Raw genomic sequence first — 14,196 nt, 5'->3', positions numbered from 1 at the left:
CTGGTTGACCATACTCGTCGGGATCGGAGCGGCGCTCCTCGGCACGGCGCTGGCCCGTGCGATGGGCATCGCGACTGCGACGGAGGGCATTGACAGGCTGGAATTGCTGGTACAGGTCGTGGTTGCCGCGATCGGTGTCGCCATCGTGGCCGCCGTGTTCGGGCGGAGACGAACCGGAATGCTCAGGCGGTAGCCGCAGCCGTCGCGGAGAGCCCGGCCGACAATGTCAGCTGGGCTCACGCGGCAGTAGCGGACCTAGCGGTCCAAGGTCCAGATTGAGATCCTCTGGCCGCAGCCCGAAGTACTCCCGTAGTTCAGCCATGGCCTCCTCTAGGCGCATGAGCCCGAGGCCGAGCCGCTCGACGGCTTCGTCGGGCAAGTCGCCGGCGTCCACCCGCCGCAGCGCCTGACGTTCCATCAACTGGCGCAGCAATTCGACAATCGTTAGGACTAATCGGCCGAGATCCCGGCCCACATCTTCCGGATCCATTTCGATCCGGCTGGCTGATGGCGTCATTCTTCGAGCAGCTTGTCCACAGAGCTGATCAGAGCACGCAGTGAGATGTGCACCAGGTCGACATCGGCAAGACTGATCGTCAGATCTCCCGCTATCACTACACCGCCGGCCAGGAGTCGGTCGAGCAGGTCGACCAGTGCGACTTCGTCGCCGCCGGTTCGCGCCAGGGTCATGACTCGGCCAACGCGGTGAAGGAGTAGGGTGCCCACGGGCCGGTGAGCTCTAACCGTAGATCACCCTCGGCCGCGGCATTCACCATCTCGGCCAACTGTTTTGCGCCGGCCTCGTCCATCAGATAGGCCGCGTTGAGGATCATCTCGTCCCGGCGCCCGGTGAGCCGAGGGTCCTGCGGTGGGTAGAGGCGGCTGTCCACGGCGAGCGCTGCGAATTCTTCGTGCACCTTGTCGGCGGCCGCCGCAAGGCGCTGACGCCCATGCGCGGCGCGGTCGCGCTCAGCGCGACGACGCATCAAGTACGAGGTGCCGGGTGCTTCAGAGGCGGAGACCTCCGGCTCCGCCTCCGGCGCCTCCTTCGCCGGCGCCGCATACCCTTTGACTCCCCACTCTGAACGCCCCCTAATTCGGTCGAGTGTCACGACCAGTTCAGCGCGGTGCTCGCCGAGCAATTCACGGACGCCCGCGTCGTCCAGGTAGACAGTGGCCATCCGCACCGGCGCAACCGGGTGGCTCCGCGCTATCCGGTCAACCACCTCGTGGTGCGTCCGAGCCAGCTGCTCGAGCCACTCCATGTCCTCGAGGCGGGCACGAATGGCCTGCTCGCTGAATCCTTCTCGATCCACCGAGCCGACGATTGCCGCAAGTGAGCCGTCAACAACGGTGCGCACCGAGCCGCCGTCGACACCGATCATCCTTAGAACATCGGAGTCAGCCAGCGCCGCGTCCCCAATCGCATAGAGGTAGACGCTGTGCTCACTCATCCTTGTTCGCGTTCCCGGTTCGGCGGACGGGGCGTGAGCGGGCACCGTCAGAGGAACCGGCCGCCACGCCTTTCGATGCCTCGAGCTCCCCGATGCGTTCCCGAAGCTTGCGGTTCTCCACCGCCAGGTCGCCCCGGCCCGAGCTGAGGCTCGGGTCGTGCTCCCACCAGTCGATGCCGATTTCCCGGGCCTTGTCGACGGAGGCCACCAATAGTCGGATCTTGATGGTTAACAACTCGATGTCGAGGAGATTGATCCGTATGTCGCCAGCAATAACGATGCCCTTGTCGAGCACCCGCTCCAGGATGTCGGCCAGGTTCGTGGTTTCCTGCCGATGGTCCAGCTGATGCGACCGGCCGGACGGATACAGATCACCCGTCACCGCGACCGCCCCATGGTCTGCCCGCGGGAATAACGGTCGGTGCGGCGGTAGGAGATCAGCTCACCATCGGTGTCCAGGCACACCTCATAGATGGCCAGGATGTCCGCCGAGTCCGGGATGCGATGGGACTCAACAACTTCGACGCCAACCCGCCAACCGTCGTCGTTACGCTCCACGGAAATCACGCCCTCTCCGTCGTGGCCGGTGAGGTCAGCGATCTGGGCAATGGCTGCGCGAGCAGCGTCCGCCGCGGCAGGCCGCCGGGGCCGATGCCCATTACGCCCATCGCCCGATGGACGTGCCGGGTCGTTCGGCGGTCGGCGGCGTCGAGGTCGCTCGTCTCGTTCATCCATAGCGCTCCACGGGTCGTCCGCGCTTCACTCCTGCCGGCGCATCAGCCGGCGGAGCAACTCGTTCTCCCACTCGACACATTCCTCCTCGGTCAGCTCGCCCGATTCACGCGCCTCCTGGACCCGCTCGAGCTCGGCGCGGATGCGCACCGGGTCGTAGTACTGCTCTTCGGCATAATCCTGGATCTGTTCCGCCAGCCACACCACGCTGCGAACGGGTGCGAGCGGAAGAGTCAGCAGTCCGGTGAGCAGCCCCATGATTCAGCGTTCCGGCACGAAATCATAGGGCGCTAGCGGGCCGAGTAACCGGAAGCGCACCCGTCCGGCAAGGTTCCGACCAACCTCTTCCACAGCGTCGTCAAACTGCTTGGCGTGATCCCGGGCGACCAGGAACGCGGCGTTCACTACCTCGTCAGGCTGACCTAGTTGGCGGGTGGAGATGTCGGTGGCCGTCGGCGCCAGCCGGTCGAGTATCTGCCGGCCGTCGTCGTCACGCCGCTGTTCCATAGCCGCGACGACCAACTCGCCCAGCCGTATCCGGTCGTAGTACGACGCATCCTCCGGCACGTCGCGCACGCGCTCGCGCAGTGCCATGATTTCCTCGTCGGCCTCGGTGATCTCGCGGAGCACGGTGTCTCTCTCGTAACGGCCCTTGAGAGTGAACTGAACCATCCCGTCGAGCTCCGCGAGAACCTGCAGGAACCGTTCCTGGTGCGGAGCGAGGAGCTCCTCCACCACGCCGGTCTCGGTCACGACGGCGGGGAAGCGCAGTGGCAGCACGGCTGCCCGCTTTGCCACCGCGTCCACCACCGATTCATGGGCCAGTAGGTCATCGCGGGTGCCGAGCGGACGGTCGGTGGGTACGTCGCTCACAATCGCGGCGATCCGCTCATGCACGATGGTCGACACCCGACCGGACGGGCCGAGGCCGGACAGGTTCGGCGGCAGCTCGGTGTCCGCGTTCACCAGACCGTAGACGTAGGTCGGAGTCGGAGTCGGAGTCATTCGTCATCCTCTCGGGTCCGCTGGCGCGGGCGTCGGCGCGGCACAGGCTCCTCATCGCGTTCCCGGCGCTCCCGGCCCTTGTTGAGCATATCGTCGACCTTTCCGACGGCGCCCTCGATTATTCCGGACGTCTTGCCCTTGGCGCCGCCCTCCATGACTCCCGACGCCAGCTCGGTAAGGTCCTTACCGCCCTTGCCCTTGCCGTAGAGGTCCAGCCGGTTCGTCGCTTCGGCGAACCGAAGGAACGTGTCCACACTGGCAACTACGATTCGGGCGTCGATGGTGAGGATTTCGATGCCAACTAAGGACACGCGAACGAAAACGTCGATAACGAGGCCCTTGTCCAGAATGAGCTCGATGACCTCGGCCAAGCCGCTGGACCCCCCGCCGGTATACCGCTCGACGTTGCCGCTACCCTGTCCCTGAGTTGCCACGGTCATGCGTCCGCACCTCTCCTGGCCCGGGCGCCGACCGGCTGGCGGCCGCGTCTACGGGCCGGCCGTTCGTCGGCGTCCTCGTAGTCCTCATCCTCGATGTCCTCGTCCTCGTCCTCGTCCTCGTCGGCGTCCTCGTCCTCGTCGTAGTCCTCGGCTTCGTCGACATCCGCGTCCTCGTCGATGTCCTCGTCCTCGTCGATGTCCTCGTCCTCGTCCTCAGCGAGGTCCTGTTCGTCGGCGTCCTCGTCCTCATCCATGTCGGCGTAGTCCTGCTCTTCGTCGGGCCGGCCGGATTCTTCCTGCTCCTCCTCAAGGGCTTCCTCGTGCGTTTTGACGACCTCGCTGTCCCGGATCTCCCCGCGCCAACCTTCAATGTCTTCCTGGTGCAACAGCACCTGGGTCATTGCGTGCCGCCGGAAGTGCTTGAACTCCAGTCGCGCGCGCCGGCCCTGGGCTCGCCACAGATTGCCGGTCCGTTCGAACAGTCCCTGCGGGAAGTACTCCATTACCAAGACCACCCGCGTGAGGTTCGGGCCTAGCTCGGTAAACGTCACGGCCCCGTCGACGTGGCCTTTGGCTCCCTTGGAGCGCCAGACGATGTGTGAGTCGGGCACCTGCTCTTGGATGGTGGCCTCCCATTCCCGATGTGAGAGGAAGACCTGGGCCTTCCACTGGGTTTTTTCGTCCTCGGGTTGCTGGACACTTTCCACCTTCTTCATGAAGGTGGGGAAGTCGGTGAACTGAGTCCACAGGTCATAGGTGGTTCGCAATGGCAGACCAACGTCGAGAGTCTCAACCATGTTGGTGAGCTTGATCTTCTTCTTTCCCCCCTTACCGCCCTTCCCGCCACCGAAGACACCCTGCACCTTTTCTTTCAGACCGCCAAGTACCGAGCCGAGGCCGCCGCCACCCTTGCCGCCTTCCTCGCCGTCGTCATCTTCGCCGTCACTTTTGTCATCTCGATTCCGGTGCGGAATGAGCGAGCGCAGGCCCTCCCCGTTCTCCGATACGTCCGTCAGCCGATCGGAGAACCCCGCGATTCGATCGGTGGCAGCCGACGCGGCGCGCTGGAGAGCGACACCGAGCAGTTCCTGGCCGGCGCCGCGCAAGGCGTCGGTGGGCACCCCATTGCGGACTTCCCTGGCGTTATCCGCCATAGCTTGCTTAGCCATTTCTAGCCCTCCCGTTGGGTACGTGTCGTGCGTGAAGCCTTGCGAGGCGCGGTGCTTTTCTTCGGGGTCCGCGCGGAGGACGGTGACCCTCGCTTCGCGGCCTTGGTCGAGGTGCCGCTCTTGCTGGCACTCGCCGAGCTGCGTGTTGGTTTGGGCTGGTCTGCGGGTGACGAGCGTTGGCCGCCGGAGCGGCTGCCACCGGACGAACGGCTGCCACCCGATGCGCGACTGTTACCCGACGAGCGACCGCCGCCCGACGAAGGGCTCCCACTTGAGGAGCGGCTACCACGCGATGAGCGGGGTTCGCCATTATCGGAGGTGCGAGCGCGCCTGGTCCGGCGCGCCGGCTTTTCGGAGGCCTGTTCGTCGTCGTACTCGTCGCCGGCGTCTCCGTTCCGCGACACGACGTCCAAGTCGACGTCGTCCAAATCGACGTCCCCCAGGTCTGCTACACGGCCAACGTCGCCCACGTCCGCGACACGATGGCTTATCCGCTCGGTGAGCGCCTCGACCTGGCGAGCGGTTACTGCCATGGCGGCACCCTTACCCGCCTCCAGGAGGCGACCCCGCACTTGGTCAGTCAATTCCGACACCTGCGGATTATCTGCGAGCATTCTGCTCGCCTGCCCGAGTATCTGTCCGGGACCGCCCATCTGGCGGCCTGCGGCCCAGCCCCCCAGCATCAATGCGAGCTTCATTTTCTTTGTCCTGCCGAGGAGATACCCTCCGGCAACGCCCAGTGCTATGCGGCCTCCAGATTTCATCAGTATCTCCCCTAATCTCGATTTTCGATGTCCAGCGTTCGATTCACATACCCCGGTGACCGAGAGCGCCAAACGCCATTTGTCGTTATTATTTTTCAGCCTCCGGGACCCTCTGGCTAGCGAAGACGCTGCCTCCTCGAGATGGTCCCGGTTCGCGCAACCCGTGCTGGGATGCCACTAGCTGGTGACCACCTCTAGCCTGGTAATATCGTTGCTACACCGGTCATCGTGGTCTTCCATGAGTCCGGTGCGCTGCCTGTCGAATCCTTGGATGGGGATTCCGGCTAACAAGCACGGAGCGTTTGTTGCGCAAAATTTCGGTATTCATACGGCAAGTTTAAAAGGACACTCTATGTGGAGTGAACTTGCATTAGTTCCTCGAAATATTTATTCGATCCGGTTTGATCGGCCGGTCGTGATGGTTGGGGGCACAGGTCCGCGAATCGCAACCGTAACGCGTTGCTGATTGTCCTAAAGAGTTGCGCCATTGAGATTTATTCGGTTAGAGCACTTCGACGTGTTGTAAGCGACTCTGAATCCGCTTATCCATTTCGGTTCGACCAATGCATATCACCGCGTATCGGTTGACCGAGCCCGACATGGAGATTGGCGACAAACCCATGCTTCTTGAAATCAGAACCGGACTGCACGCATGCAATACCACGACGGTAAACTGACCGCACGCAGACGATGTCGACCTACGATCATGACCGGATGCCGGGGCGCATGGACAACCTGACCGTTAGGGCATTCGATCAATTTGAACGTTGGACCCTTCCAAGTGAAGCGGCCGTCGCGCTCGCTATGTGCCTTGCGAGTGCGGTGCAGTCCGAACCATGCCATTGCGATCGCCCCAGTGTTGTCCCGAGCGAATAAAGCCGGGTACGCGCGGTAAGTGATGCGCTTGCGCGTTTGCCAGCGCAGCCTCTCCACGCACGTGGTGCGCAGCCCTGTCATACGACAGTTCTAATGGGGCCGTAGGGCAGCCGACCGCTCTCCAACCGAAATAATTTGCGCAGACGGCAGTTCCGTGCTGTGGGCGATGTCGGAAGCTGATGGAACATGAACGTGTTCTAGTTGGCAATTGTGGTCTGCCTCACAATTGTGATCGGTCCGCGTCGATGGGTGTTTCGACCTCGGCTGACGGCTTTGCCTGTCGCACCACTGGCCGAGATTCCGCCGCACGAGCGAGTCAGTGCGGCATCAGCGGCGTGCCCGCCCCGGCGTTGATCTGTTGGACGCGATCCAGGCATTGCTGTAGGGGTCGGTGAGCCGAAGAGTGTTGACGACGGTCGAGAAGGGGACCAGTCGCGACGGCTGAAAAGTAGGCCACCCCAACCACGATCGGAGAAGTAGGGCACGATAACTACACCACCATGGTCCTACTTGTCGACCGGCGTTACTGGTTTACCCTTGGACCGTCGTCAACATGGAGCGTGCCGCCGTCGCGGTGGTCGATCGGTGAAGTAGCCGGCATCGACGCCGTTGCGCTCCAGTTGCGCGCGTGCCGCGTCGGTCGGCGACGAGGTGCACGCCCTTCACTGAGCTCGGCGTCATCGCCTGCCCGGCGGCGACGTCGCCCAGCACGATGGAGCAGCATGCCGGGCGCCTGGGCATCCCGAGCCGCTGCGCGGCATCGACGAACTCCGGCCAACGGAGGCATCGTCGCGAATATGGCGGTTCTGAGGTAAATCGAGCGGCGCCGGTGCTCAACTGATCGCCCTGGCGGCTGCGCGGATGAGCCAAACACGGGCTGACGGCGGGGTAAATTAGTCCAGGACGGGTACTCCTTCGGGGACGGAAGGAAGTCCCAATGAACGGACGATCTGCAAGCGCTGGCTCGGTGCCCGAGCGATCGGCCGCGCGCGGAGCGGACGGGGTGACCATTACGGCTATCTGTCCCGCGTGCGGCTATCCGAGGCTCGGTCCGGGCCTATGTGCTTACTGCCTACCCGTGCCAACGCTTTAGGACCCTTTGCGACCAAGGAGGGTCATCGTGCAATTGCTACGGGGGCTGCTCGGCGCGGTGCTGTGGATCCTCGCGGCCGTACTTGGACTTGTGGGTCTGGTGCTGTGTGTGACGGTCATCTTGCTTCCGCTCGGCATCCCCGTGTTGGGGCTTGCCCGCCGTGTCTTCACCCGTGCCGTGCAGTTGTTGCTTCCGCGCTCGCTGGTGCATCCGGTCGATGAGCTCACGAAGACGACCAAGAAAAAGGGCCGGAAAGTCGGTTCTGTTGCCTCGGACGCCGTCGGCGATGCTGCCAAGAAGGGACGCAAGTTCGTGCGCAAGCAGCGCAAGCGTGTCGCCTGAAGCAGCAAGACAGGCGAACAAGGAGGTTAAAATGCGAGTGCTAAATGGTCTGCTCAGCGTGGTGCTGGGGATACTCTCGGCCGTGCTCGGGGTGGTGCTGGGGATCGTTGCGGCAGTGGTGTGGCTTGTCGGTCTGGTGCTGTGCGTGACGGTCCTGCTGATTCCGTTGGGCATCCCCGTCATGAAGCTCGGCCACCGTCTCTTCGCCCTTGCCGGGGAGCTGATGCAGCTCCCCTGAAGGAAGCCTCTGTGCCTGACGGCGTCCGGGGTTGGCTTGTGGCGGGTCCGCGCTGGTCGCCTGCGTCCCATTGATCAGTGCACAACCCAGTGAACTCCGAGGTCGCCACGACCCGGCCGCACGACAGGGTTCCCTCGCTGGTCGCCGGTTGCTGTCGCGCGGTCGACCACCGCCGGACGCCGCGCAGGTCGACACCCCGGTGGGCAGCGATACCCCGGTCGATACTGTCGGCCCGCCGATGCGGCCTGTGATCACAGAAACGAAGAAATCCGCAATGGGCATCGGTGAGATCGCCCAGAAGGCCGAAGCGGTCAAGGGCGCCGCAAGAAGTACTTCGGCCGCGCCACCGGCGACAGCCCGCGGTGCCGGGACGTCCTCCGATGCACAGAATTCGGGCATCAGCGCACGCGTGATGCAGACCGGCGCGGGCACCCTCGCACTCATCGCGGCCGGGGTGATCATCGTCGCGGTGGGCGGGTATCACGCCTACAAGGGAGCCAGCCGCAACTTCTCGACGACCTCAAAGGCACGTCCAGCGACCTGGCGCGACCACTGCGGATGGTGGGCTACATCGCCAAGGGCCTGACTATCGCGGGTGCCGGGATAGTGAACAGTGGCCAGCCACCGGCGGGAAGGCGTAACCAAACCGCCCCCGGACGGTCGAGGGGACGGTCCTATGTGTGGTCGGGCTCAGCCCTCGCTCCCGACCGTGATCGCGGTGACCTGCTGGTGACCTCGTCGAGTTCGTCCTCGTCGACGTCAAGTCTGGCTTCGGCTGGCGGCGAGCACACCGGCGCCGAGCAGAACGCCGCGGCGCCAACCCAGACGGCAGGTAATAGCGCTCACATCGAACCCGCCGATCGGAGCCGCCCATCTTGAGCGTGGCCTTGTAGCCGAGACTCTGACCGACCGAATCGACGGATACTCGGGCGTTTCGGCAACCAGTTGACGAGGTACCCACCGTAAGGACAGTCGGCCACTCGGACCGATTCCCCGAAAGTAGGAGTCACTGTGAGCGGTACGGATAAGGCGAAGAATAAGGCCCAAGAGCTTGGCGGCAAGGCCAAAGAAGCGGTCGGCAAGGTCACCGGCGACAAGAGCACTGAAAACAAGGGCAAGGACGACCAGACGAAGTCCAACCTCAAAGGTGCCGGCGAGAAGGTAAAGGACGCCTTCAAGAAGTAGGCCGCGGCACCGTGCAAACGGTAACGGCGTAGACAGGGACCTTAGGTCGGCCGCATAATTGCCCAGGTTTGCATCGGTGACAATGCAACACCACGGCGGCCATGCGGTTCTCCGGTCATCGGCTCGGTGTCGCTGACCTCGGGGGCCGTCACCTTCTCGGCGTACCGAGCCGCCGACATGGCTGAGGCGTGCTGCCCCGCCACGATGGTGTGCTGAACGTCGGCGGCCTCTAGGAGACTCCTGAATAATCCCGCGTGGGGTGTTGGCATGATTTTGGGGTGCAGGGTCGATCAGATGATCAGCGGGGATTGCTTGATGCGGACTCGGTGGCGGGTCATCTGCTGAAGGCGGGCAGTGTGTTCGGGTTCCTGGCCGCGCATCCGCGGGAGTTGTTTCCCGATGAGATGTTTCGTGATTTGTTCCCGACGGGCCGGGGCCGTCCGAGTGTTCCCGCTGATGTGATGGCCGCGGTGGTCACGTTGCATGCGTTGCACGGGCTCTCCGGCAGCGAGGCGCCCCGCCACAGTCCACTAATTCAGGAGTCTCCTAGAGCGGTGGCCGCAATGGGCCAAGCTGCTGCCGCGTGCTTACCCGGATCGCAGCGTCGGAACGTTGCGCGGCTACACCGAACCAGAGCCGGGTGTGGCCGCTGGTCCTTGACGCCGTCACGCTGCGCTCGTTGAGCGGGAGCGGCGAATGCGACTCCCACGCCCACCACCGCTGCCACTCAACGACCAGCCGAACCCGGTACGGCCGTTTCCACCGTGTTCCTGCGTGAATTCACAGATGGGTCTGGCGCTCGACGTTCTCGCGCGCCTCCTGCGGGGACACCCCGATCAACTCGATTTCGGCGGACATACGGTCTCGGAGATGGTGACGGATTCGTTGACGGTGAGGCCAAAGAAGCGGCGCTTCGACAGCGGATTCACGCGCAAAACAATGCGGTCGAAGGCGATCGTCCTTGTGTAGTTCCACTGTGTGAAGAAGGACGACGAGCATCCAAACCTAGACCTGGAACCGGTGCCGCTCACCAGCTCTCGCCGGTCGAGGGGTTACTCGGCGGCGGCTCGCACCGCCGCGACCAGCGCCGCGACAACGAGAACCAGTAGGAGGACCACGAGCAGCACCGGCCCGAGCAGGAGTCCGAGGACTAGGAGGAGAACGAGGGCGACCTTGGCCGTGCCGCTCAATCCGGAGAGCAGACCTTTGATCGCGGCCCACACAGGACTCTTACCCGTCAGGGCAGCCCGAATGCCTTCAAGCCCCGCCTTCGTGCCCGCATTACCGTGTGCGACCGCCTCGACGAGTGTGTCCATCCACTCCTGGATCTTCCTCGTCAGCACTTCCCAGCGGTCTCGCACCGCGTCCAAGAGCCGGTGAACATGGGCTTTCAGCCATTCGACGACAGCCTCGACCGATCGCGACATCCGGCCGCGAGGGGCCTCGGGAGGCCCGCCGCATTCGGAAGATGACGAGTCCGGTCGGCGCGTCCGATTCGGCGAGGTGGACCGCGAATTCGCGGACGCGCGGGCCCTTTCTTCTCGGGAACGCGTCCGAGCCGCGGGCTTCGCGGTGGTGGCGTGCACCCGCACAAGTCCGGAGGGAACGGTGCTGTCGGGGCGCCGCCGGGACGTGTCCGAGGCTGATACGCCGGTGGCATCTCTTCGTTTTGGTGGTGGCGTCGGTTCCGTCCGCCGGGGACGGTCGCGCCGCGGTGCGCCTGCGATCGACTTCGCGGCCGCCGTTCGCCTGCTGGGCACCCGCACCGCGGCGTCTTCGGACGGACGCGTTGACCTCGTTGCTCTCGGACCTCGTTTGGCCGTCGCCGTCAGGTTGCCGGCCGTGCCTCCACGGCGCGGCTTGACCGGTGTGGTCGGGCCGGCAGCCCTCTCTCGCGAACTCACACACAGCGACTACCCCGGGGTGTAATCCTCGAAACGGGAGCGCATTCAGCGGCGGAGCGCTACACCCAAGCGACACCCGACACGACGGTGGCGAGAAGATCAAGGGCGCCTTCAGAAAGTACGTGCCGAATCACCGTGGTAAACCGCCCCAAGGCAGTAAGCGACCACCGAAGCATAAGCCCCGGTGCTTACCGCCGGATCCTTGCTGGATTGCAAACGCTTGATGAGCTGCGCCTTCCCGAGCGTCGTAGCGGTTGGTGCGGGGAGCTTCTGACGGGGTCGCATCCGGGATGTCACGAAAGCGCCGGCGGTACCGTCGTCGTTGCCAGCGGCGGCCTTACCGGCATCGAATTCGCGGCCGAGATCGCCGAGCAGCATCCCGACATGCAGGTCGTTCTGGCGAGCGGACAGGAGCCCGGAGCGATGAGCGATGATGGGGACCAAGGGCGCGGGCTCGGCTGCACGCGGGTCTGGCCCGCCTAGCCTCGACCTTTCGTGAGTGCGGCTGCGGCAGGCTGGCTGAGTCCGTTGTGGTGTCAGTTTGTTTGGGCGTGGGTGGCCCCGGCGCTGTGTCGCCGATTCTTCCTGGTTCCTGTTGGTGGTGGGGGATGAGGAATTCAGGTCAGTGCTGCGAGGTGGTGGTCGCCGTTGGTGATGAGGTCGGTCCAGGGCCATCGCCGGGACAGGCGCAGGATGCGCCGCTGGCGGTGGTGATGATGCGTCCGGCGACGGCCAGTATTCGTAGTCGCAGGCGTTTGGGTTCCCAGGTTCGGGCAGGTGATCCGGCCGGGCGAGCAGCTGGGCCAGGCGAGCAGTTCGTAGGTCAGATGAAACCAGTTCAAGCCAGATCTGGTTCTTGGAGAACTCCTGCAACGGGAGGTTTCGCAGGCCGGTGTCCTTGAGTCCGCGGATGCGATCCTCGGCCCGCGCCCGCGCCCGCAGTCGGTGGCGGACTTCCAGGCCGGCCAGCCGCCCGCCGCGGGTGTTGGTGGCGAACACGGTGATCCGCCAACCGGTGAAGGTGGCCGGCGTCCAACGAGTCAGCTTGGCGACGTGGGCGCCGTCGCGGGGCAGTCCGTCGGCATCTCGGGCGCGGCGCCAGGCCTGCTCGGGCAGTGCGGCCAACGTTCCAGGACGGGTTGGCGCTTGGCTGGCTGGCTGTGGGGGATCGTAAGCTCTCGGCTTTCTCACAGGGTCTGCAAACCTGACATCTGATTGCCCCGCAGGTGAGGCACTGCGACTTCCGTTCAGTTCGTTGGTCGCCTGCCGGTCACAGACGGCGCGCTGCCTCACGCCTGGCTCAATCCGGCCACCATTCCCAGTCCCGTTACGCTGCACTAGAACCGATCTGGCGATCAGCATCCCGGCGGGTCAACGAGCCCGAACCGTGGTGTCCTGGGTCAACCGCCGTTCGGGCCAGGCGGGATGCCCGGCGGAGGTGCCGTGGTAATCGTCAGGGTCGGTTGTGTAACGGTGACGGTGCTGGTATTCGTGCTCGTGCTGGCGCTGCTGCTGGAGGTAGGTGACGTCGATGAGGGCGTCTCGATGACAGTGGCGGGCGGAACTGGGGTGACGGCGGTCGTGGTGACGGTTGACGTCGAAGTCGACGTCGAGACCGACGTGCTCGCGGCGCTCGCTGGACTGAGTACGCCGCAGGCGATGCGCTTCTCGGAGTCGGCCGAGCTTTGGCTGCCCATGTCAGCGCCTTGGTGCAGCACGATCGATGAGCCCTCGGAACCTTTGAGCTGATCCTCCGTGAAGGCGTCGCTGGTGGCGACGAGTTTCCCGGAGCCATCTGAGCGCACGAGCAGGGGCGGCAGATCCCCGCTCGTCGGCTGGCCGGTATGCCCGGCCGCTTGAAAGTGGTCGCCTGCCGAGGCGAAGTCAGCGGCTTCACCACCGCTGGGTGCAACCGAGTTGGCCTCGCAGGTCCCGACCGCGTGAATGTGCAAGCCGTGGAAGCCGGGCGACAGTATGCCGGCGGCGACGGTCTCGACAGTCACGGTGGCGTACCCATTGGTGAAGTCGATGGTGGCGTCGGCGGCGTGTCTGCCGTCGGCGGTATTCAGCTGTGTGGTCAGCTTTTGAGCGCTGGACGACCCGGACGAGGTTGTTGACGTCGACGAGTTGTCGGATGCCTGGTTCGAACAGCCGCTCATTGCGACGACAGGGACGATAAGCCAAGCGACGCACTTCATCATGAACCGGGGCGTACCCCTTGTGGCACTCGCCACAAACGGGGAGTTCGCGGCACCGTGTGTTGCTGACCCGGTGTCGGTGAATAGCACCGTCATCAGCACCCGTTCATGCGCCGGAGGTCCCGTGTCTCCGGACACGCCCAAACGCGTGCGAAGCGGCCTGCGCTGAAGAATCGATGACGGCTCGACTCACGGAGATCCTAGATCGCGACAGGCGTGCTAATTCCGCGTCATCGTGAACGCAGGCACCTTTTTGGTTGCCGTTTACTCACCGCGAATGACCCGGATTAGGCCGGAATTTCTCGGTCAGCGCCGGAGCTCGAAATTGTCAATTTACTTGCCGCGCAACGCCATTAAGCATTGACCGGCATCGCGCGATCTCAAGTCTTGCAAATCCACTGGCTGGCGCCGGTTGGGACGAGGTCGCCTTGCACCTTCACCAGCCTACGATCTCCATCGTTGTAAGCCGTAGATCGAGATGTTCAGAACACCGTGTTCTCTCCGACGGACCTTGCGACGAGCACCTGCATCACCCAGAGGGTGTTGCAGAGTTTCACCTTGAAATGCTCCTTCCATCTCGTCGGCGCCAGCAACAGGCTGATCAGCACCGCGGCGGGCACGTCACCTGGCGCTGCCCGTGCGGAGCTACTGCGTATGCGCCGGAACTCGGTTCAGCGTGCCGTGTGCTGCACGTCCTTCGGCGTGTTGGGGGTGTTGTGCTGTTTCATGACAGACCTCCGAGCGTTAGGGGGTACTGCCCGTCAGGGTCTCCCGATGTCGAGCTGCGAAACCGTGA

Annotated in this window: 19 protein-coding genes and 3 pseudogenes; 7 read left to right on the top strand and 15 right to left on the bottom strand. The window is 64.2% G+C overall.

All coding sequences use genetic code 11. The features are described from left to right. Positions 1–193: pseudogene (locus tag QOI01_RS26590) on the top strand (GlsB/YeaQ/YmgE family stress response membrane protein); the annotation flags it as partial. A 33-nt stretch (positions 194–226) separates the two neighbouring features. Here QOI01_RS26590 and gvpK read toward each other — a convergent pair. Genes gvpK through QOI01_RS26540 form a run of 10 tightly spaced genes read right to left on the bottom strand, consistent with a single transcriptional unit; the run spans position 227 to position 4,428 of the window. Continuing rightward, positions 227–517, bottom strand: a complete 291-nt coding sequence (gene gvpK / locus QOI01_RS26585; RefSeq protein WP_526386151.1) for a gas vesicle protein GvpK — start codon at positions 515–517, stop codon at positions 227–229. Continuing rightward, the gene (gene gvpJ / locus QOI01_RS26580; protein ID WP_526386150.1) at positions 514–690 is read right to left on the bottom strand and encodes a gas vesicle protein GvpJ; all 177 of its coding nucleotides are present in this window, start codon (positions 688–690) and stop codon (positions 514–516) included. Before gvpJ (QOI01_RS26580) ends, gvpK begins: the two co-directional genes overlap by 4 nt. Continuing rightward, positions 687–1,454, bottom strand: a complete 768-nt coding sequence (locus QOI01_RS26575; RefSeq protein ID WP_526386149.1) for a GvpL/GvpF family gas vesicle protein — start codon at positions 1,452–1,454, stop codon at positions 687–689. The genes gvpJ (QOI01_RS26580) and QOI01_RS26575 overlap by 4 nt, the downstream gene beginning before the upstream one ends. Beyond that, complete coding sequence (gene gvpJ, locus QOI01_RS26570; RefSeq protein ID WP_526386148.1) at positions 1,447–1,836, bottom strand: gas vesicle protein GvpJ; 390 nt, start codon at positions 1,834–1,836, stop codon at positions 1,447–1,449. The genes QOI01_RS26575 and gvpJ (QOI01_RS26570) overlap by 8 nt, the downstream gene beginning before the upstream one ends. Next, positions 1,833–2,063 carry a gas vesicle protein GvpO gene (gene gvpO / locus QOI01_RS26565; RefSeq protein ID WP_526386153.1) on the bottom strand — a complete coding sequence of 77 codons (231 nt, stop codon included), beginning with the start codon at positions 2,061–2,063 and terminating at the stop codon, positions 1,833–1,835. The genes gvpJ (QOI01_RS26570) and gvpO overlap by 4 nt, the downstream gene beginning before the upstream one ends. Further along, complete coding sequence (locus tag QOI01_RS26560) at positions 2,018–2,185, bottom strand: hypothetical protein (RefSeq protein ID WP_526386155.1); 168 nt, start codon at positions 2,183–2,185, stop codon at positions 2,018–2,020. Before QOI01_RS26560 ends, gvpO begins: the two co-directional genes overlap by 46 nt. A 28-nt stretch (positions 2,186–2,213) precedes the next feature. Beyond that, positions 2,214–2,444, bottom strand: a complete 231-nt coding sequence (locus tag QOI01_RS26555) for a gas vesicle protein GvpG (RefSeq protein WP_526386147.1) — start codon at positions 2,442–2,444, stop codon at positions 2,214–2,216. Positions 2,445–2,447: 3 nt separating this feature from the next. Beyond that, complete coding sequence (locus tag QOI01_RS26550) at positions 2,448–3,191, bottom strand: GvpL/GvpF family gas vesicle protein (protein WP_526386146.1); 744 nt, start codon at positions 3,189–3,191, stop codon at positions 2,448–2,450. Then, the gene (gvpJ, locus tag QOI01_RS26545; protein ID WP_526386145.1) at positions 3,188–3,631 is read right to left on the bottom strand and encodes a gas vesicle protein GvpJ; all 444 of its coding nucleotides are present in this window, start codon (positions 3,629–3,631) and stop codon (positions 3,188–3,190) included. The genes QOI01_RS26550 and gvpJ (QOI01_RS26545) overlap by 4 nt, the downstream gene beginning before the upstream one ends. Next, on the bottom strand, positions 3,628–4,428 hold the full coding sequence (locus QOI01_RS26540) for an SRPBCC family protein (protein WP_526386152.1): 801 nt from the start codon (positions 4,426–4,428) through the stop codon (positions 3,628–3,630). Before QOI01_RS26540 ends, gvpJ (QOI01_RS26545) begins: the two co-directional genes overlap by 4 nt. Here QOI01_RS26540 and QOI01_RS26535 point away from each other — a divergent pair. From QOI01_RS26535 to QOI01_RS26510, 6 genes and pseudogenes are all read left to right on the top strand, one after another. Continuing rightward, the gene (locus QOI01_RS26535; protein WP_526386154.1) at positions 4,321–4,806 is read left to right on the top strand and encodes a hypothetical protein; all 486 of its coding nucleotides are present in this window, start codon (positions 4,321–4,323) and stop codon (positions 4,804–4,806) included. The two genes, QOI01_RS26540 and QOI01_RS26535, sit on opposite strands and share 108 nt — an antisense overlap. Positions 4,807–7,560: 2,754 nt before the next feature. Then, on the top strand, positions 7,561–7,875 hold the full coding sequence (locus QOI01_RS26530) for a hypothetical protein (protein WP_526386144.1): 315 nt from the start codon (positions 7,561–7,563) through the stop codon (positions 7,873–7,875). 31 nt (positions 7,876–7,906) lie between these two features. Continuing rightward, complete coding sequence (locus QOI01_RS26525; RefSeq protein ID WP_526386143.1) at positions 7,907–8,113, top strand: hypothetical protein; 207 nt, start codon at positions 7,907–7,909, stop codon at positions 8,111–8,113. Between the two features lie 247 nt (positions 8,114–8,360). Then, entirely contained in the window at positions 8,361–8,699 is a 339-nt protein-coding gene (locus tag QOI01_RS26520; protein WP_526386142.1) for a DUF1206 domain-containing protein, read from the top strand. Positions 8,700–9,124: 425 nt separating this feature from the next. Further along, positions 9,125–9,298 (top strand): CsbD family protein, encoded by a 174-nt coding sequence (locus QOI01_RS26515; protein WP_526386141.1) that lies wholly within the window; start codon positions 9,125–9,127, stop codon positions 9,296–9,298. A 278-nt stretch (positions 9,299–9,576) separates the two neighbouring features. Then, positions 9,577–9,810: pseudogene (locus tag QOI01_RS26510) on the top strand (IS5/IS1182 family transposase); the annotation flags it as partial. Between the two features lie 540 nt (positions 9,811–10,350). Here the strand turns inward: QOI01_RS26510 and QOI01_RS26505 are convergent. The 5 genes and pseudogenes from QOI01_RS26505 to QOI01_RS26485 form a co-directional block, all read right to left on the bottom strand. Next, positions 10,351–10,614, bottom strand: a complete 264-nt coding sequence (locus QOI01_RS26505) for a hypothetical protein (protein ID WP_526386140.1) — start codon at positions 10,612–10,614, stop codon at positions 10,351–10,353. A gap of 699 nt (positions 10,615–11,313) precedes the next feature. Continuing rightward, positions 11,314–11,646, bottom strand: a complete 333-nt coding sequence (locus QOI01_RS26500; RefSeq protein ID WP_526386139.1) for a hypothetical protein — start codon at positions 11,644–11,646, stop codon at positions 11,314–11,316. Positions 11,647–11,819: 173 nt separating this feature from the next. Beyond that, positions 11,820–12,327 (bottom strand): annotated as a pseudogene (locus QOI01_RS26495) (transposase); the annotation flags it as partial. Positions 12,328–12,602: 275 nt separating this feature from the next. Then, positions 12,603–13,403 (bottom strand): superoxide dismutase family protein, encoded by an 801-nt coding sequence (locus QOI01_RS26490; protein ID WP_526386138.1) that lies wholly within the window; start codon positions 13,401–13,403, stop codon positions 12,603–12,605. 479 nt (positions 13,404–13,882) lie between these two features. Then, positions 13,883–14,020, bottom strand: coding sequence for a hypothetical protein (locus tag QOI01_RS26485; RefSeq protein ID WP_526386137.1), 138 nt, complete (start codon positions 14,018–14,020; stop codon positions 13,883–13,885). Between the last annotated feature and the right edge of the window lie 176 nt (positions 14,021–14,196).

Source organism: Mycobacterium sp. (genome assembly GCF_032162605.1).
GTDB lineage: Bacteria > Actinomycetota > Actinomycetes > Mycobacteriales > Mycobacteriaceae > Mycobacterium.
Note: the sequence above shows the minus strand (reverse complement) of the source record. Positions and strands in the feature narration are given on the sequence as shown.